This is a genomic window from Paenibacillus sp. FSL W8-0919 (assembly GCF_038003785.1).
In the GTDB taxonomy this organism is placed as follows: domain Bacteria; phylum Bacillota; class Bacilli; order Paenibacillales; family Paenibacillaceae; genus Paenibacillus_AQ; species Paenibacillus_AQ lactis.
The window spans coordinates 1,007,416-1,021,407 of record NZ_JBBOPV010000001.1 but is presented as its reverse complement, the minus strand read 5'-3'; the positions used below and the strand labels follow the sequence as shown (position 1 = coordinate 1,021,407).

Below are 13,992 nucleotides of genomic sequence, written 5' to 3'. Positions count from 1 at the left end.
ATGATTGAAACCGTACTGTTTGATTTGGATGGCACCATTATCGATACCAATGAATTGATTATTTCATCTTTTCTCCATATCTTCGAGTCCCGACAGACGGGTCCACTGACGCGGGAACAAATCATTCCCCATATGGGGACGACGTTGGAGCAGCAGCTTCAGGCTTTCTCCGGCGCGGAGGATGTGAGTTCCTTCGTTCAAGCGTACCGCTCCTACAACGCGCTTCATCATGATGAGATGGTGCGAACGTTCCCTCACGTAAACGAAGTGGTGGAGCGACTCTATAAACATGGACTTGCACTGGGCGTCGTTACCACGAAGATCCGGCCATCGACCATGATGACGCTGGAGAAATTTGATCTGGAGCGGTTTATGTCTGCGATTGTGACGGTAAACGACGTGGAGCATCCGAAGCCGCATCCCGAGCCCGTGCTGACTGCGGTGGAGCGGCTGGGAGCAAACCCGGAGACGACCCTCATGATCGGCGACAGCCCGGTGGACATCCAGTCCGCCAAAGCGGCAGGCGTGAAGGCCGCAGCCGTGGCCTGGTCGCTTAAGGGGGAGCAGCAGCTTCAAGCATACGAACCGGATTACATCATTCGGGATATGAGAGACCTGTATGACATCGTAGGACTTCCTAAAGAATAGGAGTTTGGGGCAGCATGGCCAGAAAGTTAACCCGTTACCCGGTCGAGGGACCGAATGCGCTGTGGCAGATCTATCGCACGGTCAGTCCGTTTAAAGGTGTCAAGAATTTCATTTTCATTCAGCTTGCCCGTTATTGCCCGATTCTTCCAATGAAGAACTGGATCTATCGCCGTATGCTGGGCATGACGGTCGGCAAGCATACCGCTTTCGGATTGATGGTTATGGTGGATGTGTTCTTTCCCGAGAAAATCACGGTCGGCGAGAATTCGGTGATCGGGTACAACACGACGATCCTCGCGCACGAATACCTGATTAAGGAGTACCGTCTTGGCGAGGTGCGGATTGGAGAGAATGTGCTGGTCGGTGCCAATACGACGATTCTGCCGGGCGTTACGATCGGGGACGGCGCGGTAGTTGCAGCCGGTTCCGTTGTACATAAAGACGTTGCTCCCGGGGCATTCGTAGGGGGAAACCCGCTGCGAGAGCTGGGAAGGGCAGCAGCGGAAAACGAGTCAATATGAGGCAATGCGGCAGGAATGGTTCCCATTCGACAGGATTTATTGTAGAATGATAGAGGATCGTCAAGAAGCGAACTTATAGTCCCTTGGGTATGATGCGCCTTGAGGGACTTTTTTGTCGGTTCCGAAGCGTGATACATGTAAAAAGATATGAAAAAATGGATACAAGGAGGCGACGCTCGACATGTCTGCTACGCTGATCAAGAAGGAGCGGCTGCCGCAGTTGGATATTTACCGCGCGTTAGCGATTCTGGGCGTGCTGCACGTTCATGCGACATCCTTTGCCACGGTCGATGCAATTGATTCGAGATTTTACTATATTATTAACTTCATCAATATCTTCTTTAAATATGGAACGCCTTCGTTTATATTTCTGAGCAGCTTCGTTCTGTTCTATAACTATGCGGACCGACCATTGACTAAAGAATTAATCGGGAACTTCTATAAACGGCGTTTGTTGTACATTCTGCTCCCGTATTTGCTGTTCTCGATCCTGTATTTCTTTGTCCGGATGTATCAAAACGGCTACTTGGGCCCGTCATTTGATTTGTCGGCACAGCTGCCGGTCTTTTTCGAGCGATTGATTCGCGGTCAGAACTACACGCACTTATACTTTGTGTTTATCAGCTTACAGTTCTACATTCTGTTTCCGATCTTCCTGGCACTGTTCAAGTCTTCCCGTTTTCTGGTCCGGTGGGCCGTGCCGATCGGATTCCTGCTGCAGTGGGCGTTTATTATCTGGAATAAATACGAGCTGCGGTACGAGTTTAAAGGAAGCTTGGCCATTTCCTATTTGGCTTATTATATGCTTGGTGCATTTCTTGCTATGCATTATGACAAGTTTAAGGACTGGCTTACCTTATCCTGGTGGAAGCAAAGTGCAAGGCAGAAAGCCGGAACGGTTGTGCTATGGGGAGGCTGGCTGTTCATGGCGCTGACGCATGTGCAGATCTGGTACAACCAACGCTTGCACGGAGCCAAATACGATTCCCTGCTGTACGAGCTGCTCTGGAACCTGCATACCATCTTCTCCGCACTCGTCCTGATGCAGCTGGCCAACTGGCTGTACCACGGCGGCTGGAAGTGGCTCGTGAAGCTCTTAACACGAATCGGCGAGCTGTCTTTCGCCATCTACCTGGTTCACCCGTTGTGGCTGTTCCTTTATCGGGAGCTCGATCCGAAGCTGAACCCGGTAACCGACGATTATTTGATCTGGGTCTATGGCGGAATGGTAACCGCGCTGATCGTAAGCGGGCTGGCCGTACAAGCCTTTATGCGGTGGATTCCTGGGGCTTGGGTGCTGCTCGGAAGCATTCCGCGTTCGCTCAAGCGGGCTCCTAAGACACCGGCGCCGTCCCATTCGAAGGACACAGTTACCGGTGACAGCCGAAAATCGGTGGATCTCTAATCCGAATACTGAACTGCGAAGTAAAGAGAATGCTGCACTCATGCGAACCGTCCGGGAATCCGGACGGTTTTTTTTGCGAGTATATGGGGTAAAAAAATCGTGCGCCCGAGTAATGTGTTTGCATTCCATTGACGATAAGGTTACATTCATGGTAATATAGCCAATATTATTCTTTATCTTATTAGCAAGTTAACACTTTACCATATTGAAGTAAATCGCAAAACGGACAGAATTTGAGGTGGGATCATGTCTAAACCGAAAGGCTTCGAGAAACCGGCAGGCGTCCGGGATTATCTCCCGCATGCGGTCGCCAAGCTGCGTCGGATCGAGCGTGAGGTGCTGGCTTGCATGGATCGCTGGGGATACCGGCAAATTATGACGCCGACGATGGAATATTACGATACGGTAGGCGTGGCTAGCTCCACGTCGGACCAAAAGCTGTTTAAGCTTCTCAATAAACGGGGCACCACGATGGTGCTGCGGTCGGATCTGACTGCGCCCATCGCCCGGGTTATGTCTTCGCTGCTGAAGGATGAGCCGCTTCCGGTTCGACTGTCCTACCATGCGAATGTGTTTCGGGCAATCGAGGAGGAGGCTGGGAGAGAGGCGGAATTTTTCCAGACCGGCGTTGAGCTTGTCGGCGACGACTCACCGGAAGCGGATGCCGAGGTTATCGCGCTGGCGATTGAATCATTGCGGGCTGCCGGGGTAGAACGGTTCAAAATCGCCATGGGACATATGGGGTTCCTGAACGGTCTGCTGCAGGAGGTACTCCCGGAACGGACGGAGGATCAGGAAAATCTGAAGCAGGATCTGCTCAATCGCGACTACGTCGGCTACAGGGGAACCATCGCCGGGTTGAAGCTGGAGGCACGGCAGCAGGAGCAGCTGGAAGGCATTCTCCGGCTTCGCGGAGGCAAAGAGATCGCCGAGCAGGCATTGGAGATTAGCAGCAATCCGCTAGCGCGCTCCTCCATTGAGCACATGGGTCATGTGTGGGAAGTGCTGGAGGCTTACGGGGTATCGGGACATGTAATGATCGATTTGACGCTGCTCGGAGACTTCTCCTATTACACAGGGATCACGTTTGAAGGGTATGCCGCAGAGCTGGGATCGCCTGTGGCGAACGGCGGTCGTTATGACAAGCTGTTGAAGCAGTTTGGCCGCGATGTTCCGGCTACCGGATTTGCGCTGAAGACCAATCGGATTCTGGATGGCGTTCCAGGCGCGGCGATGGAAGAGCCGCTCCCGATCCTGGTCCGCTATACGGCGGAGTGCCGGGAGGAAGGCTTGGCCAAAGCGGCGAAGCTGCGGGCAGAAGGCCTCACGGTAGTAACATCGTTGATTCGTGAGAACGATCAGACCGAGCACGTCGGAGGCTCATCAGGCGCAGCAGGCAGCTTACTGAACAAAGGCTACCGGGAAATCATTACACTAAAGTAGTCCCGGCGGAGTAGAATATGCGAGATTTAGAGCTTCAATCAAGGTTAAGTCAGGAGGATTGAACGTGACGGAAACGTTGAAAGTAGCGATGCCCAAAGGGCGTATATATAAAAAAGCCTCCGCGCTGTTCCGTTCAGCCGGACTGCCGATTCCCCTCGATGTGGATGAGACGCGGAAGCTGGTCATCCCATTGCCGGAAGCCGACATGGAATTCATTCTGGCCAAGCCGGTCGATGTGCCGACCTATGTCGAGTATGGCGTAGCCGATATCGGTATTGTCGGCAAGGATGTGCTTCTGGAGGAGAACAAGGATGTCTACGAGCTTCTTGACCTAGGCATTGCAAGATGCCGGATGTCCATCATCGGGCTGCCGGACTGGAAGCCCGGCATTCACCAGAGGGTCGCAACCAAGTATCCGAATGTGGCCTCCCAGTATTTCCGCGAGCAAGGACAACAGGTTGAGGTTGTCAAGCTGAATGGCTCGATTGAGCTCGCGCCTCTGATCGGTCTTGCTGACCGCATCGTGGATATGGTGGAGACCGGACAGACGCTTAAGGAGAACGGATTGGTTGAAATGACGAGCCTGTTCGAAATTACAAGCCGACTAATTGCGAACCGCGTCAGCTACCGAATGAAGAATAATGAAATTCAGGCATTGTGCGACCGGCTGCAGCAGGTTATAACGGAAGGGCAAGTTAACCGCTAAAATGGCTTGGCGTATAGGCAGCAGGGTATACGAATCGATAAAGAAGAAACACCACGTAAGATATCGGACATCAGCGTTACGTGAGGAAGCGAGCGGGATAGGGGGAGATCATGATGAAGGTAGTATCAGCATCCGACTTTCAATTGAATCGGGAAAATGACTATGGCACACCGGAGCAGAATGAAACCGTCAAAACGATCGTGCAGGCGGTGCGGACCGAAGGCGATGCCGCGCTGCTGCGGTATACCGAGCAGCTGGACCGGATCCGGTTGACGGCCGGGCAGCTCCGCGTTACGGACGAAGAGCTGCAGGCCGCTTATCAGAAGGTAGAGTCACCGTTCGTGGAAGCGATCCGGGCGGCGGCGGACAATATTCGCGCCTTCCATATGAAGCAAAAGCGGAATTCATGGATGGACGTTCAGCCGGACGGAAGCATACTCGGGCAAATTATCCGCCCCTTGAAGCGGGTCGGAGTATATGTACCCGGAGGCAAGGCGGCATATCCTTCATCGGTGCTGATGAACGTCATTCCCGCTCAGGTGGCCGGCGTTCCCGAGATCGTCATGGTAACTCCGCCTTCCACCGGGGGAGAGGAAGGGATCAACCCTTATATTCTGGTAGCTGCCGCGGAGGCCGGCGTTACGGAATTGTACCGCGTAGGCGGCGCTCAGGCGATTGCCGCATTGGCCTATGGCACCGAAACGCTCGCTCCGGTGGACAAAATTTGCGGACCTGGCAACATATTTGTGGCGCTGGCGAAACGCGAAGTGTATGGCGCCGTCAACATTGACAGTCTTGCCGGACCGAGCGAGATTGCCATTCTGGCGGATGACACGGCGGAGCCTGCTTACATCGCGGCTGATCTGCTCTCTCAGGCCGAGCACGACGAAATGGCCTCGGCTATTCTGGTGACGCCGTCTCGCAAGCTTGGCGAGGCGGTCGCCGCTGAGGTGGAGAAGCAGCTGGAGCTTCTGCCGCGGCGCGATATCGCTAGAGCATCCATCGACCAATATGGCGCGGTCGTGGTGACGGAGTCCCTGAGTGAGGGGATCGAGCTTATCAATCGCCTGGCGCCGGAGCATTTGGAGATCGTCACCGAGGAGCCGATGTCGCTGGCCGGGCGGATCGAGAATGCCGGCGCCATATTCCTCGGCCCGTACAGCTCGGAGCCGGTGGGGGATTATTTTGCAGGACCGAACCATATCATTCCGACCAACGGCACGGCGAGATTCGCGTCTCCGGTCGATTTGGACGACTTCATTAAGAAGTCGAGCCTGATTTATTACAGCCGGGAGGCGCTGCTTGCTAACGGCGAGCAGATTATGGAGCTGGCACGGCGAGAGGGGCTGGAGGGCCATGCCAGGGCAATCGCCATCCGGCTCGAGCAGGAACGCTAATTATACAGGTTATAGCAGGGATGCTAATTATACCGAATAACGATCATGGCACAAGACCATATAGGGGGTATCATTGTGAGCAGTTTTGAAGCGGCAGGCCGCACCGCCAGTGTGAGCCGAACAACGAATGAAACGGACATTACCTTAAAGCTGAACGTAGACGGAACCGGAGTTTCCGAGCTGGAGACGGATGTTCCCTTCCTTAACCATATGCTGGATTTGTTTACGAAGCATGGCCATTTCGATCTCAGCGTGAAGGCCAAGGGCGACATCGAAATTGATGATCACCACACGGTTGAGGATATCGGCATCTGCCTTGGACAGACCTTGCGGGAAGCGCTCGGGGACAAGCGGGGCATTAAACGATACGCGAGCGTATTCGTGCCGATGGATGAGGCGCTGGCACAGGTGGTCGTTGATATCAGCAACCGTCCGCACTTCGAATACCGGGCCGAATACCCATCCGGGCAGGTAGGGTCGTTCGATACCGAGCTGGTGCACGAGTTTCTCTGGAAGCTGGCGCTTGAGGCGCGGATTACGCTGCATGTCATCGTTCATTACGGACAGAATACCCATCATATGATCGAAGCGGTGTTTAAAGCGCTCGCCCGTGCCTTGGACGAAGCGACCAGCATCGACCCGCGGGTGACGGGCGTGCCATCCACGAAGGGAGTGCTCTAACCTCTATGGCAATTGCAATCGTCGATTATGGCATGGGCAATCTGCACAGCGTCAGCAAGGCAGTGGAGCGGCTCGGCTTCGAGCCGCTTGTCACGGGGGATCGTGAGGAGCTTCTGTCTGCAAATGGCGTAATTCTCCCGGGGGTCGGCGCGTTCGGAGATGCGATGGAGCAGCTGCGGCAGACCAGGCTGGATGCGGTCATGAAGGAAGCTGCCGCTGTTGGCAAGCCGCTGCTTGGAATTTGTCTCGGCATGCAGCTTCTGTTCAGCCGGAGCGAGGAGCATGGGAACCATGAAGGGCTTGATATGCTGCCCGGCTCGGTTGTCCGGTTTGCCGGAGGCGATTATAAAGTGCCGCATATGGGATGGAATGCCCTGCAGTTTCAGAAGCCGGAGCACCCGCTGCTGGCCGGGCTTGAGGAAGGGCATGTGTATTTTGTTCACTCCTACCATGTCCTCCCTGAGGCGCAGGAGGATCTGCTGGCGGTAACCGATTACGGGCAACCGGTAACGGCGATTGTCGGCCGGGGCTCCGTATACGGCATGCAGTTTCATCCGGAGAAGAGCGGGGAGCTCGGCATGAGCCTGCTCCGTAATTTCTTAGCTTTAACCTAAAGTGGGAGTTCAAAAAGTCGGATTTTCAGCACCGAAGCGCATGCTTCCGAAGTGCGTTTCTTCAAAACGCTTTAGGTTAGATGAAGGTAGGGACGTCAGGAGCAGCGCTACACGTTTTCGTAGAAAACGACATCGAAAGCACCTGCTGTTTTGTGTACGTGAGCACCTAAAATGTTTCTGCAGGAAACATGCTTCGGAAGCATAAGCTTAGGCCCGGCTGAATTCAAGATTCGATGCCGAGTTTGCTTCTTAAGTCCCTTCGTGATCAAAAGACGACTTTTTGAACAACCTCTAAATTGAATGGAAAGTGGGTATGGGGATGTCCTCTTTTATCATATATCCGGCCATCGATATTCGCGGCGGAAAATGCGTTAGGCTTGTACAGGGCGATTACAACCAGGAAACGGTGTACAACGACAATCCGCTGGAAGTGGCCAAGTCTTGGGAGTCGCAGGGCGGAGCATTCATCCACCTGGTCGATTTGGACGGAGCCAAAGCCGGCCATCCGGTCAATGATGAAATCATCGGAAGCATTGCGTCGAGCGTCAATGTGCCGGTCCAGGTCGGCGGCGGTCTTAGAACCTTGGCGGATGTGGAGCGGCTGCTGGGACTCGGCGTCAGCCGGGTGATCATCGGTACGGCAGCGATTGAGGACCGCGCTTTCACAGAGGAGGTGCTCGGCCGGTACGGCGACAAGGTGGCCATTGGTATCGACGCTCGGAACGGGTATGTCGCAACACGGGGGTGGCTTGAAACATCCGAGGTGCAGGCGGAAGTATTGGCGAAGGAGCTTGCAGCCAAAGGCGCGGAGACATTCATCTTCACGGATATTTCCCGCGACGGCATGATGCAGGGCCCGAACGTAGAGGCCATTGTATCGCTCGCTAAGGCCAGCGGCCGCTCGGTCATTGCCTCGGGAGGCGTAACCCGGCTTGAGGATTTGCTGGCGCTGAGCGCACACCGCGAAGATGGCGTTGGCGGTGCCATTGTCGGCAAAGCGCTGTATACGGGCCATATTGACCTGGCCGGGGCGGTTCAGCGAATCGGGTAAGGCTCGCGCTGCAGGGCGATGGAGGGATTCGGTGGATTTTGCCCAAAATTAAAAGCCAAGTGATTCTGATGGGTGATCGGTTCATAGGGATTCGAACGCCATGGTATCGATCATATGTTGGTTAACAGGGGGAGGAGACGAAACCATGCTGGCAAAACGGATTATCCCTTGCCTGGACGTAAAGGACGGGCGGGTTGTAAAAGGCGTTAACTTTGTAAATCTCCGCGATGCGGGAGATCCTGTGGAGCTCGCAGCGCTGTATGATCGCGAAGGTGCAGATGAGCTGGTGTTCCTGGACATTTCGGCCTCGGTGGAAGGACGGGCGACGATGGAAGAGGTCGTGCGGCGGACGGCCGGGGAAATCGCGATTCCGTTTACGGTTGGCGGCGGCATCTCCTCCGTTGATGATATGAAGCGGATCCTTCGCGCAGGTGCGGACAAAATCGGGATTAACACGGCGGCGGTCAAGCAGCCGGAGCTGATCTCGGCCGGGGCACGCAAATTCGGCTCCCAGTGTATCGTGGTGGCAGTCGACGCCAAATACAACGAAGACTGGGACGAATGGGAGGTCTACACGCACGGCGGCCGAACGCCAACCGGCATCAAGGCGCTGGATTGGGTGAAGCAGGCGGAATCCTTAGGCGCAGGCGAAATATTGCTGACGAGCATGGACGCGGACGGAACGAAGGACGGCTTCGATCTGGCCTTAACCTCAGCCGTATCATCGGCCGTTCGGATTCCGGTGATCGCCTCCGGCGGTGCCGGAGATGAGGAGCACTTCTACGATGTGTTTACGAAGGGCAAAGCCGATGCCGGACTGGCGGCAACCATTTTTCACTATAAGGAAATTTCCATTCCCGATTTGAAGGGGCAGCTTAGAGTAAAAGGAGTGAATGTACGGTGAGCGAGGATATAGGAAAGGATCTGATCCTGGAGCAGGCAAGCGAATATATTCGCTGGGATGCGGCCGGCTTGGTGCCGGCGATCGTGCAGGATGCAAGCAGCAAGCAGGTGCTGATGATGGCTTATATGAACCGGGAATCGCTCAAGCGGACGCTGGAGAGCGGCGAGACCTGGTTCTGGAGCCGTTCCCGCGGGGAACTATGGCATAAGGGCGCCACTTCGGGCAATACTCAAACGGTGGTCTCGATAGCCTATGATTGTGACGGGGATACGCTGCTGGTGCAGGTGGAACCGAAAGGGCCTGCCTGTCATACCGGGGAAACGAGCTGCTTTTATCGGGAGATAAAGGCCGGAGATTCGATCCGCGGCCAGGTTAATAGACAGGAAGCCGCAGGTGATCGGTTCGCCGTGCTGGCCGAGCTGGAAGAAGTCATCGCGCAGCGTGAGGTGGAACGGCCGGAGGGTGCATATACGACCTATCTGTTCGATAAAGGCGTGGACAAAATCTTGAAGAAGGTCGGCGAGGAAGCCTCCGAGACGATTATCGCTGCTAAAAATAAGGATAACGCCGAGCTGAAGCTGGAGGTCAGCGATCTCATCTATCACCTGTTGGTTCTTCTGCAGGAGCGGAAGCTTCCGCTTGATGAGATCATGGCCGAGCTGAGCCGCCGTCACGAACGTCCGCGCCGCGATTAGGGGGGAGTATCGATGCATATCGATTATCATACGCACCATGTCCGCTGCGGACATGCAGAGGGACGACTCGAAGAATATGTGCAGCGTGCGATTGAGCTTGGCTACGATCAGCTTGGCTTATCGGATCATATGCCGCTCATTCACGTTGACCCTGCTTCCTATTATCCCGAAATGGCGATGCCCATGGAGGAGCTCCCCCGATACGTAGAGGAGTGCCTCCTTCTAAAGGACCGTTACCAAGGGCAGATCGATATCCGGGTCGGGCTGGAAGGGGACTATATCGAAGGCTATGAGGAGCAGATCGAACGGATCATCGCCGAGTATCCTTGGGATTATGTCATTGGTTCGGTTCACTTCCTGGGCGAGTGGGACATCACGGATTATCGCCAGACCCAAGGCTGGGAAGGGAAGGACCCGCTCGAGGTGTACCGCCAATATTACGATGCGGTGCAGAAGGCCGCAGCGACCGGATTCTATGATATTATGGGCCACCTGGATGTGATCAAACGGTTCGGCTACGGACCGGGCAAGGAGCAGGCGGACGAAGTGATCGCTTTGGAAAACGCTGCGCTTGCAGCCGTCGCCAAAAGCGGCAAGGCGATGGAGCTGAATGCTTCCGGCCTATCCAAGGCCTGCGAGGAGATGTTTCCGAGCAGCCGTATGCTGGAGGAAGCGATTGCGCTTGGCATTCCCCTGACGCTGGGCTCGGATGCGCATCAGCCCGGGAAGCTCGGGGAGCATCTGGATAAGGCACGGGCGCTGCTGGCTGACCTGGGGGTACGGCACATTGCGACCTTCCGCGGGCGAAAGCGGGAGATGGTGCCTTTGGATGGTCATTTTTTGAGTGATGAAGAAAACGATGTATAATAAGATATATAGATATTGATCGGGACATGCTCGTACGGACGGCTGTTCTCCTCCCCGATGCTCGCGAGGTGCGGGCCTTGCAGGGAGGGGGCAGCCTGATTTCGCGACAGCGCTTTCCTAATCGACGGGTGTGCAGCATGCGCCTAAACCATTTATTGTGTCAGGAGGTCTCCATGTATCGTACCCTTCGATTGTTCGCCGGAACGTCCAATCCGCAGCTAGCCGAAAGCATCAGCCGGCAGCTGGGCGTGGAGCTGGGCAAGATTAAAATTTCCCGCTTCCAGAGCGGCGAAATCTACGTTCACTACGAGGAGAGCATCCGCAATTGCGATGTGTTTCTCCTGCAGTCTTTTTCCCAGCCTATCAATGAAATGTTCGTTGAGCTGCTGGTCATGATCGATGCGGCCAAGCGGGCTTCGGCAAGAACCATCAATATTATCGTACCCTACTACGGGTATGCGAGACAGGAGCGCAAGTCGGCTCCGCGTGAGCCGATCTCCGCTAAGATGGTGGCTGATGTGCTGACGACAGCCGGGGCAAACCGGGTGATTACGATCGATCTGCATGCCCCGGCCATCCAGGGCTTCTTCAATATTCCGGTGGATCATCTGACAGCGCTGGATCTCATTACGGAGTATTTGAAGACGAAGAACATCGAGCAGCCGGTTATCGTGTCCCCGGACGCAGGCCGGGCGAAAACGGCGGAGAAGCTGGCCAGCAGGCTGGGATCCCCATTCGCGATCATGATCAAACAGCGGCCGGCCCATAACGAGTCGGTCATTACGCACGTGATCGGAGATGTGGCCGGCCGCACGCCTATCATCATCGAGGATCTGATCGATACCGGCACCACCATCGTCCAGGTCGTGGAGGGACTTAAGGAGCGCGGGGCGAAGGATGCGATCGTCTGCGCGACGCACGGCCTATTCTCCGGCGAAGCGCTGGACCGGCTGGATCATGGCCATATTGCAGAAATTGTCGTAACGGATTCGATCGTGCTGCCGGAGCATCACTGCCGGATGCGGCTGAAAGTACTGTCGGTTGCGCCGATGCTGGCGCAGGCTACCCAAATTATACTTGAGGGCGGATCCATCGCCACTTTATTCAAAGACGCCGGTGTGTAAGCTGGTGTCTTTTTTCTGCAAATGATGTTGTAACTTGTGTTATACTGTTCTGGATAGAGGAGCAAGTTAAAAGGAGGTGCCTTGCTTTTCGTGAATGGAAATCCATACGGGTCGAGTGACCCTCACAACATTATATCTATCGAAATGAACGCGAACTTTTTCTTCGATCGGGCGGTTCGCTCGCTGGATCGTTACCAATATGAAAAGGCGCTTAAATATTTTCGCAAAGCTGTTGAATATGAACCGGATAATCCGGTGAATCATTGCAATATGGCGGGTATATTATCAGAGACGGGAGATTATAAAGCTTCGAACGAGGTGCTTGCCCACATTTTGGAGCAGGTCGATCCGTCGATGACCGAATGCTATTTCTATATGGCCAACAACTATGCCAATATGGAGCAGTTTGAGAAAGCGGAGGAAGCGCTGGTCACTTATCTGGAAGAAGACCCGAACGGGCAGTTTCTGGATGAGGCGGAGGAGATGATGGAGCTGCTGCAGTATGAGCTCAATCGTCCTGCCAAGCTGAACCGCATCAAGAGTCGGGAAGGCGTCGTTGAGCATGAGCATGCCCGCGCTTTGCTGGAAGAGGGCAAATTCGCGCAGGCGGTGAAGCAGCTGGAGGAGATTGTGAAGGAGCATCCGGATTTCCTTGCCGCGCGCAACAACCTGGCGCTTGCCTATTATTATATGGGACGATTCGATTCGGCGAAACGGACGATCGGCGAGGTGCTGGATCAGGAGCCGGGGAATCTGCACGGCTTGTGCAACCTGGCGATCTTCTATCAGCATGAAGGAGACGTGGAGCAGCGCGACCGTCTGATGGACATGCTTCGCATCACGGTGCCGTTTCACCTGGAGCATGTATTCAAGCTGGCAACGACGATGGGCATTCTTGGGCAGCATGAGGTGGCGTACGGACATTTCCGGCGGCTGCTGAAGCATGAAGAATTTAGTTCCGATCCGAGCTTGTATCATTATACCGCTGTGGCTGCCTGCAATATCGGCCGCTACGAGAAGGCGGAGCAATATTGGCGCCATGCCGCGAAGCTTGATCCCGAGTCGGTCATTCCCGATTTCTACCTGGCTCAGCTCCAGAAACGCAAGGAGACGGGAACCGATCAAATGAAGGTCAGCTATCACTATCACTTGCCGTTTGAGGAGCAGTTCAGACGGTGGGAGCAGGATGGGGATCAATTGACCGAGGAGGCGAAGCAGAATCCGCTGATCCGTTCTTCATTCTTCTGGGCGCTTCGGCATGGTGATCCGCAGACGAAGCTGCAGGTTATCCGTACGCTCGAGCTGATTGCCGATGAAGAGGTGCAGCATGCGCTGCAATCCTTCCTTCAGGAGCCCGGAGAGAACGCGGAGCTGAAGACGGCTGCCCGCCTTGTGCTGCAGCATATGGAGTCGGCAAGCAACCGGATTGCGGACCGCAGGGAAGACCGCGACGCCGCTCCGGTCAAAACCCGAGAAGTGCTGCCCGACTGGCTGCTTTCCTGGAAGGCCGTTCTGGAGAGAGCGGAGCAGGCGATGGACATGCGATCCGATGCCTTCTTGAAGAAAGAGATGGAGAATCTCTGGACCGACTTTCTCAGCCGTCTGTATCCGGACATCCCGAACATCCGAAACGTAGAGGGCTGGGCAGCGGCGCTGGAATATTGGACCGCGAAGAAGCGTGGACGCAACCTGACGTACGAGGAGGTTGCCGTCCGTTACGGGATTTCGCCTTCGACGGTCAGCCGGTATGCACGTCAAATTAACAGTGTTTGCGGGGACGAGGCGCAATCGGATCATAATTTCCGCCCATTTACAGAGAATATTTAAGTATGGGTTAGCGAATCAGTGGATCAGAGGATAGGAAAGCGTTCCCTGTTGCATCATGGAATCGCGGTTAAGTCATGAATAGGATGTAGAAGCATTCAATCACCCTATA

Annotated in this window: 14 protein-coding genes; all 14 read left to right on the top strand. The window is 54.9% G+C overall.

Annotation, left to right across the window (positions count from 1 at the left end):
* The 14 genes from ppaX (at position 1) to NST44_RS04255 (ending at position 13,883) form a co-directional block, all read left to right on the top strand.
* On the top strand, positions 1-648 hold the full coding sequence (gene ppaX, locus NST44_RS04320) for a pyrophosphatase PpaX (RefSeq protein ID WP_340897945.1): 648 nt from the start codon (positions 1-3) through the stop codon (positions 646-648).
* A 14-nt stretch (positions 649-662) separates the two neighbouring features.
* Positions 663-1,169: an acyltransferase gene (locus NST44_RS04315; RefSeq protein ID WP_007132964.1), complete on the top strand. Its 507-nt coding sequence runs from the start codon at positions 663-665 to the stop codon at positions 1,167-1,169.
* 181 nt (positions 1,170-1,350) lie between these two features.
* Complete coding sequence (locus NST44_RS04310; protein WP_007132965.1) at positions 1,351-2,574, top strand: acyltransferase; 1,224 nt, start codon at positions 1,351-1,353, stop codon at positions 2,572-2,574.
* 246 nt (positions 2,575-2,820) lie between these two features.
* A complete protein-coding gene (locus tag NST44_RS04305; RefSeq protein ID WP_007132966.1) occupies positions 2,821-4,017 on the top strand; it encodes an ATP phosphoribosyltransferase regulatory subunit in 1,197 nt (398 codons plus the stop codon).
* A gap of 64 nt (positions 4,018-4,081) precedes the next feature.
* A complete protein-coding gene (gene hisG, locus NST44_RS04300; protein ID WP_007132967.1) occupies positions 4,082-4,723 on the top strand; it encodes an ATP phosphoribosyltransferase in 642 nt (213 codons plus the stop codon).
* A 113-nt stretch (positions 4,724-4,836) separates the two neighbouring features.
* Complete coding sequence (gene hisD / locus NST44_RS04295; protein ID WP_213613464.1) at positions 4,837-6,120, top strand: histidinol dehydrogenase; 1,284 nt, start codon at positions 4,837-4,839, stop codon at positions 6,118-6,120.
* Positions 6,121-6,195: 75 nt separating this feature from the next.
* Positions 6,196-6,801, top strand: a complete 606-nt coding sequence (hisB, locus tag NST44_RS04290; RefSeq protein ID WP_028406107.1) for an imidazoleglycerol-phosphate dehydratase HisB — start codon at positions 6,196-6,198, stop codon at positions 6,799-6,801.
* Positions 6,802-6,806: 5 nt separating this feature from the next.
* A complete protein-coding gene (gene hisH, locus NST44_RS04285) occupies positions 6,807-7,415 on the top strand; it encodes an imidazole glycerol phosphate synthase subunit HisH (RefSeq protein ID WP_144870136.1) in 609 nt (202 codons plus the stop codon).
* A gap of 319 nt (positions 7,416-7,734) precedes the next feature.
* The gene (gene hisA / locus NST44_RS04280; protein WP_028406105.1) at positions 7,735-8,466 is read left to right on the top strand and encodes a 1-(5-phosphoribosyl)-5-[(5-phosphoribosylamino)methylideneamino]imidazole-4-carboxamide isomerase; all 732 of its coding nucleotides are present in this window, start codon (positions 7,735-7,737) and stop codon (positions 8,464-8,466) included.
* Between the two features lie 145 nt (positions 8,467-8,611).
* Positions 8,612-9,370, top strand: a complete 759-nt coding sequence (hisF, locus tag NST44_RS04275) for an imidazole glycerol phosphate synthase subunit HisF (RefSeq protein ID WP_007132972.1) — start codon at positions 8,612-8,614, stop codon at positions 9,368-9,370.
* Positions 9,367-10,065, top strand: a complete 699-nt coding sequence (gene hisIE / locus NST44_RS04270; protein WP_007132973.1) for a bifunctional phosphoribosyl-AMP cyclohydrolase/phosphoribosyl-ATP diphosphatase HisIE — start codon at positions 9,367-9,369, stop codon at positions 10,063-10,065. The genes hisF and hisIE overlap by 4 nt, the downstream gene beginning before the upstream one ends.
* Before the next feature lie 12 nt (positions 10,066-10,077).
* On the top strand, positions 10,078-10,932 hold the full coding sequence (gene hisJ, locus NST44_RS04265) for a histidinol-phosphatase HisJ (RefSeq protein ID WP_007132974.1): 855 nt from the start codon (positions 10,078-10,080) through the stop codon (positions 10,930-10,932).
* Between the two features lie 173 nt (positions 10,933-11,105).
* A complete protein-coding gene (locus NST44_RS04260; protein WP_007132975.1) occupies positions 11,106-12,056 on the top strand; it encodes a ribose-phosphate diphosphokinase in 951 nt (316 codons plus the stop codon).
* Between the two features lie 90 nt (positions 12,057-12,146).
* On the top strand, positions 12,147-13,883 hold the full coding sequence (locus tag NST44_RS04255) for a tetratricopeptide repeat protein (protein ID WP_425262133.1): 1,737 nt from the start codon (positions 12,147-12,149) through the stop codon (positions 13,881-13,883).
* The last annotated feature ends 109 nt before the right edge of the window (positions 13,884-13,992 follow it).